General features: G+C 50.7%; 12 protein-coding genes. 4 read left to right on the forward strand and 8 right to left on the reverse strand.

The window, feature by feature from the left end; all coding sequences use genetic code 11:
* The 5 genes from PsW74_RS29205 to purB form a co-directional block, all read right to left on the reverse strand.
* Positions 1–351: heme-dependent oxidative N-demethylase subunit alpha family protein (locus tag PsW74_RS29205; protein ID WP_208987765.1), on the reverse strand; the 351-nt coding region annotated here is incomplete at its 3' end.
* A gap of 60 nt (positions 352–411) precedes the next feature.
* A complete protein-coding gene (locus tag PsW74_RS00595) occupies positions 412–963 on the reverse strand; it encodes an alpha/beta hydrolase (protein WP_063290258.1) in 552 nt (183 codons plus the stop codon).
* Complete coding sequence (locus PsW74_RS00600; protein ID WP_063290259.1) at positions 950–1,750, reverse strand: metallophosphoesterase family protein; 801 nt, start codon at positions 1,748–1,750, stop codon at positions 950–952. Before PsW74_RS00600 ends, PsW74_RS00595 begins: the two co-directional genes overlap by 14 nt.
* A 54-nt stretch (positions 1,751–1,804) precedes the next feature.
* Positions 1,805–2,164: a VOC family protein gene (locus tag PsW74_RS00605; protein ID WP_063290260.1), complete on the reverse strand. Its 360-nt coding sequence runs from the start codon at positions 2,162–2,164 to the stop codon at positions 1,805–1,807.
* Positions 2,165–2,193: 29 nt separating this feature from the next.
* Positions 2,194–3,522, reverse strand: coding sequence for an adenylosuccinate lyase (gene purB / locus PsW74_RS00610; RefSeq protein WP_057462039.1), 1,329 nt, complete (start codon positions 3,520–3,522; stop codon positions 2,194–2,196).
* A 333-nt stretch (positions 3,523–3,855) separates the two neighbouring features.
* Here purB and PsW74_RS00615 point away from each other — a divergent pair, with 333 nt between their 5' ends.
* Both PsW74_RS00615 and PsW74_RS00620 read left to right on the forward strand, forming a co-directional pair.
* Complete coding sequence (locus PsW74_RS00615; RefSeq protein ID WP_063290261.1) at positions 3,856–4,233, forward strand: VOC family protein; 378 nt, start codon at positions 3,856–3,858, stop codon at positions 4,231–4,233.
* A 366-nt stretch (positions 4,234–4,599) separates the two neighbouring features.
* The gene (locus tag PsW74_RS00620) at positions 4,600–5,055 is read left to right on the forward strand and encodes a PaaI family thioesterase (RefSeq protein ID WP_063290262.1); all 456 of its coding nucleotides are present in this window, start codon (positions 4,600–4,602) and stop codon (positions 5,053–5,055) included.
* Positions 5,056–5,109: 54 nt separating this feature from the next.
* Here PsW74_RS00620 and PsW74_RS00625 read toward each other — a convergent pair whose 3' ends face one another.
* The 3 genes from PsW74_RS00625 to PsW74_RS00635 form a co-directional block, all read right to left on the reverse strand.
* On the reverse strand, positions 5,110–5,721 hold the full coding sequence (locus PsW74_RS00625) for a hypothetical protein (RefSeq protein ID WP_063290263.1): 612 nt from the start codon (positions 5,719–5,721) through the stop codon (positions 5,110–5,112).
* Positions 5,722–5,759: 38 nt separating this feature from the next.
* Positions 5,760–6,392: a hypothetical protein gene (locus PsW74_RS00630; RefSeq protein WP_063290264.1), complete on the reverse strand. Its 633-nt coding sequence runs from the start codon at positions 6,390–6,392 to the stop codon at positions 5,760–5,762.
* Between the two features lie 178 nt (positions 6,393–6,570).
* Positions 6,571–8,418 carry a M3 family oligoendopeptidase gene (locus tag PsW74_RS00635; protein ID WP_063290265.1) on the reverse strand — a complete coding sequence of 616 codons (1,848 nt, stop codon included), beginning with the start codon at positions 8,416–8,418 and terminating at the stop codon, positions 6,571–6,573.
* A gap of 228 nt (positions 8,419–8,646) precedes the next feature.
* Between PsW74_RS00635 and PsW74_RS00640 the strand changes: the two genes are divergently transcribed.
* The gene (locus PsW74_RS00640) at positions 8,647–10,203 is read left to right on the forward strand and encodes a sigma-54 dependent transcriptional regulator (RefSeq protein ID WP_063290266.1); all 1,557 of its coding nucleotides are present in this window, start codon (positions 8,647–8,649) and stop codon (positions 10,201–10,203) included.
* A 286-nt stretch (positions 10,204–10,489) separates the two neighbouring features.
* On the forward strand, positions 10,490–12,142 hold the full coding sequence (locus PsW74_RS00645) for a L,D-transpeptidase family protein (RefSeq protein ID WP_208987766.1): 1,653 nt from the start codon (positions 10,490–10,492) through the stop codon (positions 12,140–12,142).
* Positions 12,143–12,225: the final 83 nt, after the last annotated feature.

A 12,225-nucleotide genomic window follows, 5' to 3' on the forward strand; every position in this document is an offset into this window, starting at 1 on the left:
CACAAGGCGAGAAATCGCGAGTAATGGCGCCTCGGAACAGGACGATAGATCAACGCACTTCCCCGTATTCTTCACGATAAGAGAGTGATCGGAGTGAAGCTCATAAATGTTGGGGAACTGGGCAGGCAGATGAGCAACAAGGAGGTCTGCCACTTCGCGCTGTGCTGCCTCTGTATCCGCCTCTGCAGCAAACACGAAGGCTTTAGGGTCAGCGATTAGCCGCTCTTTTTCATCAAGGTGCGCAGCTAAAAACTCATCAGGCTCAATCCACTCTCTCAAATCAAGAGGCTCGAGCCCAACGGTAAACGGCCTTTTAGAGCCGTCATAAGGTGTGTGAGCAAATCGCGACATAAAACACCCTCCCCACACAAAACATGCACCGGAAGGAGGGCGTTCATCAACCTATACGAGTTACCCGAGCTCTTTCATGAAATGAGCAAACGAAATGATGCCTTCTGGCCACGGCCCCTGACCGCTCTCAGAATTGATATGGCCACTTTCACCAGCATCCTGCAAACGCGCATTCCAGAGCTTGGCAAGCTGCTCAGCACGTTCATAAGTGCAGTAGGGATCATTGCGGCTCGCCACAACCTTGGCATGGAACGGCAGCGGAGAGGTTGGAAACGGGCCAAAGCTATGCAACTCAGCCGGTACGCATGAGCTGTCATCAACATCTGCAGGCGCAACCAGATAAGCACCCTTCACCCAATTCTTGATGCGAGGCGCAGCATGAACCACTGCAGCAACACCAGCGGAGTGCGCAACAAGCACCACTGGGCGCGTAGCTTCCTCGACCGCTTTCACAACGGCATTCACCCATTCCTCAAGGTCTGGCTTGCTCCAACTGCTCTGCTCAACGCGCCGACCAGTGGAGAATTTGGTTTCCCAACGGCTTTGCCAGTGGTTTGCGTCGGAGCCATGCAGGCCGGGGACAATGAGAATGTCCGCCTCAGAAATCTTCATAAGGTTCCTCAATACGTGGTCGTGCTAAAAAGTCTGGCAGCTTAATAGGACGAAAATACCCAGTTTTCAAAGCGCCAGCCCAATCTCCACGTTGATTACGCGCAGCTTTTCTGCTGGCATGGTCCCAATCGTAGTTCACCATCCGCTCTTCAAAGGACCACCGTGTCCCAACCCGGGTCACAATCATGTACCGCGCATGGGGGCTTCCAACTTCCATCGTATGTGCATGAGGCTTGTCATCATCATAGGCTGGCAGCCCAACACTGCCTGCGTTCATCACGATTTGTCCGGTCGTTTCCAACCAGATGACCCGAGGGATATGGGAGTGCCCACAAACAACCAGCGGTGAGGTTACATTTCCAACGTGCTCTAACACATACTCTGGTGATGCAATTTTGGTGTGATCCCCACAAAGTTCTTCGGTGAGATAAACATTATCAGCTGACGGCGTCCCATGGCACAGGAACACATTCTCGACATGCTCCATTTGCGTTGGCAGTTGCTTCAGCCACGCTTTGGATTCGTCAGAAAGCAGCGAATAAGCATGTGCATCACTTAGCCCCATTTTGGATTGGACATGGTCCACCAAATGCCGGTCATGATTGCCGCGCACAGTCAGCCAGTTTTCCGCAATGAGGTACTGAGCTGTTTCCTCTGGCCACAACGGCCCCGAAACACAATCACCCAGATTAAACACCAGATCTGGCGACTTCCGCTTTATGTCGCGATGAACAGCTTCCAGAGCAGGCAGGTTACCGTGAATGTCCGAGATAACCGCAATTCTCATAGTCATGACTCCTGAACGGCATTAGTCCCATTAAGACCAAGAAGGACCATGTTGTCAGCGAGGTTCGCCCAGCAGTGTCAAAACATTGCCAAACGGATCATGAAAATGTGCAAGAACTCCGCCCCAAACCTGTTTTTCAGGCGGGTTGGTAAAGGCAACACCTTTTTCACAAAGGCGCTCATAAGTATCAACAATGTCATCAACCTGAAGAGATGCACCGAGAAAACGACCAATGTATTCTTGGTCTTCCTCGTTGTGTGCCTGCTCGATGATGAGCTCTGCATTGTCGAGCTTGGCACCAAACGCGCCAAGCTCTGGCATATCCCAGTTAAGAGGAAGGCCGAGCGTTTCGGCATAAAACTCCCTGGCCTTTTCGATATCACTCACGAAAATCCGCAGACCATAAAGCTTCATCTTCCCCTCCACTGCTGTGCACGGGCGCCTTAGGCTTCGCCAAAGACCCGCTTGAAGATCACATCGACATTCTTGGTGTGGTAACCAAGGTCAAAGCGCTCACGAATTTGCTCTTCAGAAAGATGCTTACGAACGTCTTCATCCGCCAGCAATTCAGTCAAGAAGTCCACCTTCGCATCGCCAGAAACCTGATAGCTATCCCAGACCTTCATCGCATTACGCTGAACAAGACGATAGCTGTCTTCGCGAGACGCACCGGCCTGTGTCAGTGCCAGCAAAATGCGCTGTGAGTGCACCAGACCACCAAGGCGATCCATGTTACCCATCATACGCTCTGGGTAAACCATCAGATTTTCCATAACGTTTGTCAGGCGCGCCAAAGCAAAGTCCAGCGTTACAGTCGCATCAGGACCGATCATACGCTCAACAGAAGAGTGCGAGATATCGCGCTCATGCCATAGTGCAACATTCTCCATCGCAGGTAATGCGTAAGAGCGAACCATACGAGCAAGACCAGTCAGGTTCTCGGTCAGCACCGGGTTCCGCTTATGCGGCATCGCAGAAGAACCCTTCTGACCTTTGGAGAAGAACTCCTCAACTTCCAGAACTTCTGTGCGCTGCAAATGACGAACTTCAGTCGCCAGACGCTCAACGGAAGACGCAATCACACCCAGAACTGCGAAGAACATGGCATGACGGTCACGAGGAACAACCTGAGTGGAAACAGGTTCTGCACCAAGGCCCAGCTTCTCAGCAACATGCTCTTCAACACGCGGGTCAATGTTTGCAAATGTGCCAACCGCACCGGAAATAGCACAGGTCGCGATCTCTTCACGAGCCAGCTCAAGACGCTTCTTACAACGGTCAAACTCAGCATACGCCTGCGCCATCTTCAGACCAAAGGTCACTGGCTCAGCATGAATACCGTGGGAACGACCGATAGTTACGGTGTCTTTGTGCTCATAAGCACGGCGCTTCAAAGCGGCCAGCAGCTTTTCCATGTCGGCCAGCAGAAGGTCTGCAGCGCGAACCAGCTGAACGTTGAAGCAGGTGTCCAGAACGTCAGAAGAGGTCATGCCCTGGTGCACAAAGCGTGCTTCCGGACCAACGATTTCAGCAAGATGCGTCAGGAACGCAATTACATCGTGCTTGGTTTCACGCTCGATCTCATCAATCCGCGCAATATCGAAGGTAGCTGGACCACCCTTCTCCCAAATCTTCTCAGCAGACTCTTTTGGGATCACACCCAGCTCTGCCAGAGCATCACAAGCATGAGCTTCAATCTCAAACCAGATGCGGAATTTCGTTTCAGGAGACCAAATAGCGACCATGTCAGGACGCGAATAGCGCGGGATCATGCCAGTCCTCGTATGCGTTACAATTCTGTCGCAGGATGTAGCAGGACAGGCTCTCTAGAACAATGCCAGAAAGCTCCGGCAATGCCGAAAAAACGCGTTTTTTAGAGAATTCAACGTTGCTATGCGCACTATGAATATTTCTTCATCACCCGAAAAAAGAACCTGCAATTTTCAGTCAACTTGTCTGCAACGAAACACAATCAAATCCAGAATGGAAATCCCCCTTGGGTGGCATCTGTTGCATACTAATTTATGACCAACTTGAGCTCTGCAAAACTTTCCTTATGCTGAGCATCTAAGACGTTTCAAAGTGGTTCTTGAGGGGGAAGTCACATGCAACTGGGTGCATTTTCAATCAGCCTGACGGTTAAAGACATCAAAGCATCAATCTCGTTCTATCAAAAGCTCGGCTTCGCATGCGATCCCAGTTGTGATGGTACAGATGGCTGGGCGATCATGAAAAATGGCGAGACAATCATCGGGCTGTTTCAGAGAATGTTTGAAAAGAACATGCTCACCTTCAATCCAGGCTGGGATCAGCAAGCACAAGCCCTCGATAAGTTCCTCGATGTGAGGGAACTCCAAAAGCGCTTGAAAGCTGATGGCATTGAAGTTCACGGACAAGAAGCAGACGAGACCACATCTGGTCCGGCAAGCTTTACTGTGATTGATCCGGATGGAAACCCTATCCTGATAGACCAACACCGCTAGTGGGCAAAGGGTCAGCAGCAAACAAGAGAGCCAGCAAAGTCATATTATAACTCCGACAAACGTTGAGCTTCAGTAAGCTACTCAGTTCCCTCTACACTCCTCTCAATAATCCAGTGAGGTTTGCGAGTGACTGTGCCCTCAAGTGAATTAGCCAATACCAGAGCCTGTTACCTGGAATTCGACACCCCAGACAGGCAAGCGCATTTCATCGAAAGTACATTTTTCCTCCGCGACGATGGAACTCTCTCTGCCCAAAGCAAGGGCAACTACGCCTCTCCCTATGCTTCGCTGCGGTTCGAACATAACGCATTAAGACTTGGCATAGTCGCCACCTGACATATTCAGATAGACATTTTCGGAGATAAAATGAGTGAGTTTACGCCTAGGTTTGCAGGCTATGAGAAGAAAGTAAGAGACAGCTTTGCCCGCCAGCCAGCCATGGCCTCATTAGGCATTGAAATCGCCAAAGTAGAGCCCGGCATCGTCGAGCTGACCATGCCGTACAAAAAAGATTTTACCCAGCAACACGGCTTCCTCCACGCGGGCATAGTCACCACAGCCCTCGACAGCGCAGCCGGATACGCAGCCTTTTCACTGATGGACGAAGACGCTGCCGTGCTTACAATCGAGCTTAAAACCAACCTGATGAACCCTGCTGCAGGTGAGCATTTTGTATTCCGCGCAAAGGTCGAGAAACTAGGCCGCACAATCACCTTCGTCAACGCCACCGCCTACGCAATCAAGGACGGCACTGAAAAGAAAGTCGCCACGCTATCGGGCACCATGATGTCCGTCCGCGGAAGAGCCGACGTTCAACAGTAGATCAGTGAGGCGAGAGCGGGCTGATCTCGCCGAGCAGGCTCCTGATGCTCTGAGTTATTTATTCACGCGCAAAACAAGTGAAGGTGCCATGCTTCCCTGCACACCTGAAACAAAGCTGACTCCAGCGACATCAAATAATTGCTTTCCATCGGAGGCTGTCTCTAACTCATTAATCCAGCTGGTTCGATTGACGCCTCCGGAAATCCTTACGCTCTTTGAGAAAGAATCCGCATCTCTTTTATAACCATCAAAGACATAGCTTTTAATTTTATCGTCAAAAAACCTGACGGAGCCGTACTTCATACTTGTAGCAAAATAACATGTCGGAGAAGCCTCAGTTGCATCTGCTGACTTATATTCTCCAAGAACAAGCACACTGTCGCCATTTTGAGAGCGATACGCTTTCGTAGTCTTACGATTAAAATTCCGGCTCTCAGCGATCGAAACCAACGGGAGATCACCACCTGAAGAGGAAACCACTTTCCATCGTTCAGCCTTGAGATACTTATCTCGTCCCTTCGCGCTCGATGAAATACAAGCCTTTTCAAAAATCGACCAGTTCCGCAAGTCGGTCTCCGATGCCACGTCTTCAGCATCAAAGCCGCCTCCGCACGCACTTAGAGGCACGATCACTGTCAGAAGCAATGGTATCCTTTTAAATCTCATAGAGCCTCCCCAAGCAACGTACGATCGGACCGCAAAAATCACTTCAACTTGCACTTAGTTTCAGTCCCCTCCCAGAAACCACTACTAGTTTTGGTACAATCGATCGGAACTTTGCGGGCAACCTGCACATCAAGTACACTCGCTCTTTCGCCGAAAGCTTGTTTCAGGCCTGCTTCGACAGTACGTTTCAGGTCAGACGCGCTCCGCCGATGCTCCCACCCATAGGGAATAACTGTCACCGTGCCGGGTTTGAAATTGCTTACAAATGTCGCATCACCAATCTTGAAAATACGACTTCGTTGACCAGAGTCTCCAGAGACAAACGCATATTTGCCAGTACGCGCAGACACAGCGTAAGTCATCAGGAAGTAGTCGTCATCATGCTTAAAAGTGACCCGATAAGACCCAAATAGCCCTTCAAACGCCTCAAAGGTCAGCCTATTTTTATTGCTTGCTTCTTTGTTTTCACAATCGTCAACCTCACCCGAAGCGTTCACCTTGCAGAAAACCGAAGCCAGATCTGATTCAACACTGCCATAGCGCCAAATCAAATAATTCTTAGTCTTATCTATCGGGAACTTATCTAGATGCGATTGATTACTGGTGGGCTTATACGACCCACAAGCACTCAGGGTGAATGCAACTGCTAGCATTGCAATAAATATGCGCATGATTCCGCTCCACTCACCCATATTAAAGCGTCAGTCTAAAACCAAACATTGAGCGCCAGCGCCCATGAGATCTGACTGGATACCTAAGTAAGCTTGGGAAAACTCCCTCGCCAACGCGCAACAAAAAAAGGCGAGAGCAATAGCCCCCGCCTCTTAAAAATATCAAACTCAGTTTAGCTTAGGCCTTATCCATCTCTTCCAGCTCATCAATGAAACGCTCGATCACAGCCAGACCTTTCTGCCAGAAGGCCGGGTCGGTTGCATCCAGGCCAAATGGAGCGAGCAGTTCACTGTGGTGCTTGGTGCCACCCGCTTTCAGCAGATCGAAATACTTCTGCTGGAAGCCATCCTCAGCTTCTTCGTAAACCGCATAGAGCGAGTTCACGAGGCAATCACCGAAGGCATAGGCGTAAACGTAGAACGGCGAATGGATGAAATGCGGAATGTAGGTCCAGAAGTTCTCATAGCCGCCTTCCAGGTCAATCGCCTCACCGAGGCTTTCTTCCTGAACACCCATCCAGATCGCAGATATCTGCTCAGCGGTCAGCTCGCCTTCCTTACGCAGCTCATGCACCTGACGTTCAAAGGTATAGAATGCAATCTGACGCACAACCGTGTTCAGCATGTCTTCCACTTTGGCAGCCAGCATGATCTGACGTTTTTCAGGTGTCTCAGCCTTTGCGAGCAGGTTCTTGAAGGTCAGCATCTCACCAAACACGGAAGCGGTCTCAGCCAGTGTCAGCGGGGTCGGTGCCATCAGCGCACCATTTGGCGCTGCAAGAACCTGATGAACCCCATGTCCAAGCTCATGCGCCAGTGTCATCACATCGCGAATTTTGCCCTGATAGTTGATCAGCACAAACGGGTGTGCGCTTGGCACGGTTGGGTGAGAAAACGCACCAGGTGACTTACCCGGACGAGATGCAGCATCAATCCAGTTCTTATCGAAGAACTGCCCTGCAATTTCAGAAAGTTCCGGTGAGAATTTCGCATAAGCATCCAGAACGGTGTCTTTTGCTTCATCCCATGGAATATCGCGCGTGTCAGCCTGCGGCAGCGGAGCATTACGATCCCAGAAGTTCATCTTCTCAACGCCAAGCCACTTGGCTTTCATCGCATAATAACGATGCGACAAACGCGGATAAGCAGCACGGACTGCATCAACCAGCGCATCAACAACTTCACGCTCAACACGGTTGGCAAGGTGGCGGCTGTCAGCAATATCATCAAAGTTATGCCAGCGGTCGTAAGTATCTTTATCTTTCGCCAGCGTGTTCATGATCAGCGTAAAGATGCTCAGATTTTTGCCGAACGTTTTCGCAAGCGCTTCAGCAGCCTTCTTGCGCATGTCCCCGTCAGGTCCTTGCAGCAAGTTCAAGGTCTGCTCAATGGAAAGCTCCTCACCATCAATCTCATAACGAGAACCAGAAATTGTCTCATCAAACAACCGGTTCCAGGCGGCAGCACCGGTCACGTGCTTCTCATGAAACAGCTGCTCAATTTCCTCACTGCGTTCATGCGGGCGTTCTTTGCGCAGGTCTTCCAACCAGGGGCGATAATACGCCAGTTTTTCAGAGTTCAGCGCTTTTTCCAGAACCTCGTCTTCAATCTTGTTCATCTCAAGCGAGAAGAACAGCATGTGAAGGCTCGCAGTCGTCAGCTTTTCCTGCACATCGCCATAAAATTTCTGACGAGCTGGATCTGTTGTGATGCTGGTGTAAGCCAGACCGGCAAAAGAGCCGATACGCCCCATCAGATCTTCAAGTTCCTCATAACGACGCACAACTTCGGCGAGCTCATCGCCAGAACGTGTTGCAATTTCAGCAAGCTTGCCTTTGCAGTCTGCTTCAAACTGCTCTGCCAGTTCTTTCGCACGCGCCATATCCTGATCAATCGCAGGATCATCAATAGAGCTGTAAAAAACTGAAAGGTCCCACTCCGGCAGTTCACCAAGGGCAGAGCCTGCCGTGGCTGCATCAGCGCTTTGATAGGTGATGGAAAATGGAGTGACGTGCTTGAGTGTCATATGAGCGTCCGATTATGGGATGGCATTGCGCCAGAAAAGAAACCTGAGGTCTGCAAAACAAGTTCTGCAGTACACTGTTTTAATATGCGTCCAATCCTTACACATGCAATGGCGTCTTTTAACAAGATCCCCAAAATGAAGTGGGCAATTTGTTTACCAAATTAGGTGCAGGATGACCTGAATTGGCACACTATGCATTACTGCCCAATCGATTTGAAGGGATTTCCCATGGCACAGCGCATTTTGATCGTAGATGACGATCCGGTCCAACGACGCTTGCTGGAAGAAGCCGTAAAGCGGTTTGGGTACCGTTCTAAAAGCTGTGTCGATGGTCGCGAAGCGCTGGAAATCCTTACAGGAAGCGCACAATCAGAAATCGATCTGGTTATCCTTGATCTGATGATGCCAGAAGTTGATGGCTTTCAAGTCCTGAAAGAAACCCGCGACGCAAAGAATGCAGTCCCTGTCATTGTTCAAACAGCCAACGGCAGCATTGAAACTGTCATCGAAGCTATGCGCGCTGGTGCACAGGATTTCGTTGTAAAACCAAGCCGTCCTGAGCGCTTGCAGGTGTCCATCACCAACCTTCTCAAAGTTGCGACGCTGGAAGGTGAACTCACCCGCATCCGCAAACACACAGAGGGCACCCTCACCTTTGATAATATCGTCACGCGGTCTGAGCCGATGGATCGTGTCCTGCGACTGGGCGAAAGAGCTGCCTCCTCCAACATTCCAATCCTCATCGAAGGTGAGTCTGGTGTTGGTAAAGAGCTGATTGCGCGCGCTATTCAAGGTTCCAGCGAGCGTCGGTCCAAGCCGTTTGTCACCGTAAACTGCGGCGCTATTCCAGACCACCTGGTGGAATCCATTCTCTTCGGTCACGAGAAAGGTGCATTCACCGGCGCTGTTGATAAACACATGGGCAAGTTTCAGGAAGCCAGCGGCGGGACCCTCTTCTTAGACGAAGTCGGCGAGCTCCCACTGGAAGTGCAGGTAAAACTCCTGCGCGCGCTGCAAGAAGGGGAAGTTGACCCAGTTGGCGCACGTAAGCCGATAAAAGTCGATTTCCGCCTGATCTCAGCAACAAACCGACGTCTGATCGATCAGGTGAAAGAAGGTAAGTTCCGGGAAGATCTGTATTATCGCCTCAACGTCTTCCCTATCTGGATCCCTCCCCTACGAGATCGTAGTGAGGATATCCCTGAGCTTACCCGTCATTTCCTGGCGCGTTTTGCTGCAGAAGAAAGCAAGCCTCAAGTCACGGGCATCACATCTAACACAGTCAATATGCTTAAGAGTTATGACTGGCCTGGCAACATTCGCCAACTTGAAAACGCAGTATTCCGCGCCGTTGTCCTGTGCGATGGTCCAAGCCTGACATGCGATGACTTCCCGCAAATAGCTCAAGCGACTGATACGCCAATGAGTTACGTGGCAGCACCGCCTGCCGGAAACAAAGAACCGCAAGCTGACGTCTATTCTTCATCCCTAAGTGTAGCGAGTAAATGGGAGGAACAGCAGGACGAACGATTTCTTCAGGTCGAGGCCGTTTCAGCCTTCGACGCGGAGCAACCTCCCTTTGGATATATGCGATCACTCGATGGCGAAGGCCACGTGCGTACGCTCATCAGTGTTGAAGAGGAAATGATCCGGACAGCGATCTCCCATTACGGAGGCCGCATGACCGAGGTTGCCAAGCGTTTGGGCATCGGGCGCTCTACGCTTTATCGCAAGCTGAAGGAATACGGTCTGGAAGAAACTCCGGAAAGCAAAACTGCGCACTAAAGCTCAGTTTGCAGGATGGTTGGAAGCGAATGGGTAAGCCTCGCACAAGCCACAGGCACGCGTGCATCTCAATAAATCGATAAAGCATAGCGACTAACAAAAAACCGTGGGTTTAAGTTCATATCACTGATCCTTGAATTTAAAACATCACGCTGTCGTGCTATCTCAAAACGCATTAGTGTATATGCGTAATAAATATAAGTTTGGGCAAAACAACACTCTTAATTTTTGAGGCATTCTTCTTGTGCCTATAAAGATCAAAGAGTTATCAGGTGGGTAGTCATAAATGTTTGGTAGAACGAGCACATCAGCATTGCTCGCAGGGGCAGTTATTGCGCTTTCGTCAACTATGTATTCTGCGCAAGCCGCAATTCCTGACAATTTTGACGAGCAGCTCGAGCAAGTAAACCTCGCTAAGTCAAATCCTGTTGCGCAGGAAATTCAGCAGGCGCTTAGCAAAAAACACCGCCGCCAGAACTTCCATGCAAAACGCGAAGCAGCAGCTGCAAAACTGTTCTACGAAAACAGAAGCTTCCAGCCCGCCTGGATCCTGAAAGGCAAGCTCTCCACCAGCGCTTTGTCCGTTATGGAAACTCTGCAATCAGCCGATAAAGAAGGCCTGCACGCCGCCGACTACCCGGTGCCAGCAGCAGGCTTCAATGCAGATGGCAAAGCAACCCCAGAGCAAATCGCGGAAGCAGAACTTGAGCTGACCCATTCGATCCTCAAATACGCAGAGGATGCTCAGGCAGGCCGCGTCAGCCCCTATGCGATTTCCGAGGACATTACCCTTCGTCCGGAAAGACCAGACCCGATTGAAGCGCTGACATCCATAGCGCACTCGGTTGCTCCGGCAAAAACTCTTGCGGCCTTCAACCCTCCGCATCCAGAATACAAAGCGCTGAAAAAGCAGCTAGCCGAACTAAGAGAACACACTGAAAATGGCAGCCTTGAAAAGCAAGTTGTCATTCCAGCCGGCAAAGTCCTGAAAGTTGGAGTAAAAAGCTCCCGCGTTGCCGTTCTTCGCGAACGCCTGAGCGTTCCGACTGTTGAATCTCAAATGAACGTCTATACGCAGGATCTGGCTTATGCCGTTGAAGCCTTCCAGGCTGCAAACGGCTTGCATCCAGATGGCGCGGTTGGCCCACGCACACTGCTTGCCCTCAATGGGCGCGTTAGCGGTGACCCAATCAATGACGTTATTGCAAACATGGAACGCTGGCGCTGGATGCCGCGCGAGCTGGGCGAAACCCATCTGCGCGTGAATATTCCAGAGTTCATGGTTCGTTTGAACATGGATGGCTTTGTTCTTTATGAAACCCGCGTCGTTGTTGGAAAACGCTCCAACAAAACACCGGTCTTTTCAGACAAGATGCAACATGTGATCGTAAATCCATACTGGAACGTCCCATATTCCATCGCTTCAAAAGAACTTTTGCCGGAACTGCGCGCAAGCAACCCACAAAGCTACCTGCAAAAGGGCAACTACGAGATCGTGTATGGCGGCAAGATCGTTGATCCTCGCCGTGTGAACTGGGATGCCGTGACCTTCAAGCAGATCCGCATCCGTCAGCGTCCGGGACGCGGCAACGCGCTTGGCAAAATCAAGTTCATGTTCCCAAACAAACACAACGTGTACTTGCACGACACGCCGTCCAAATCGCTGTTCAACCGGTCTGAGCGCGCCTTCTCACACGGCTGTGTTCGCGTGCAGAACCCGTTTGAGTTTGCTGACGCCTTGATGGCCACGCAAAACACGATGACGGGTAATTACATCCGCTCACTTGTCGGCAAGAAGCAGACCCAGGTGAATTTGCAAAGGGATATCCCGGTGCATATCTCCTACTTCACCGCATTTGTGGATGAAGCTGGAAAGCTGCAAAGACGTCCGGATATCTACGGACATGACCAGGCGACGATCGACGCTCTGAATCTTTAAAATTGTCACTATCCACATGTATCCACAGTAATATGACGACTTATGCGTGCGGATTCGCGCGCATTTGTCGCATGTAAATAGCG

The sequence above is a fragment of the Pseudovibrio sp. W74 genome, from assembly GCF_001623085.1.
Classification (GTDB): domain Bacteria; phylum Pseudomonadota; class Alphaproteobacteria; order Rhizobiales; family Stappiaceae; genus Pseudovibrio.

Bases quoted from the DNA above. Each gene is read 5' to 3' on its own strand.
- PsW74_RS00595 (WP_063290258.1), bottom strand. From the start codon at position 963: ATGAAGATTTCTGAGGCGGACATTCTCATTGTCCCCGGCCTGCATGGC.
- PsW74_RS00600 (WP_063290259.1), bottom strand. From the start codon at position 1,750: ATGAGAATTGCGGTTATCTCGGACATTCACGGTAACCTGCCTGCTCTG.
- PsW74_RS00605 (WP_063290260.1), bottom strand. From the start codon at position 2,164: ATGAAGCTTTATGGTCTGCGGATTTTCGTGAGTGATATCGAAAAGGCC.
- purB (WP_057462039.1), bottom strand. From the start codon at position 3,522: ATGATCCCGCGCTATTCGCGTCCTGACATGGTCGCTATTTGGTCTCCT.
- PsW74_RS00615 (WP_063290261.1), top strand. From the start codon at position 3,856: ATGCAACTGGGTGCATTTTCAATCAGCCTGACGGTTAAAGACATCAAA.
- PsW74_RS00620 (WP_063290262.1), top strand. From the start codon at position 4,600: ATGAGTGAGTTTACGCCTAGGTTTGCAGGCTATGAGAAGAAAGTAAGA.
- PsW74_RS00625 (WP_063290263.1), bottom strand. From the start codon at position 5,721: ATGAGATTTAAAAGGATACCATTGCTTCTGACAGTGATCGTGCCTCTA.
- PsW74_RS00630 (WP_063290264.1), bottom strand. From the start codon at position 6,392: ATGCGCATATTTATTGCAATGCTAGCAGTTGCATTCACCCTGAGTGCT.
- PsW74_RS00635 (WP_063290265.1), bottom strand. From the start codon at position 8,418: ATGACACTCAAGCACGTCACTCCATTTTCCATCACCTATCAAAGCGCT.
- PsW74_RS00640 (WP_063290266.1), top strand. From the start codon at position 8,647: ATGGCACAGCGCATTTTGATCGTAGATGACGATCCGGTCCAACGACGC.
- PsW74_RS00645 (WP_208987766.1), top strand. From the start codon at position 10,490: ATGTTTGGTAGAACGAGCACATCAGCATTGCTCGCAGGGGCAGTTATT.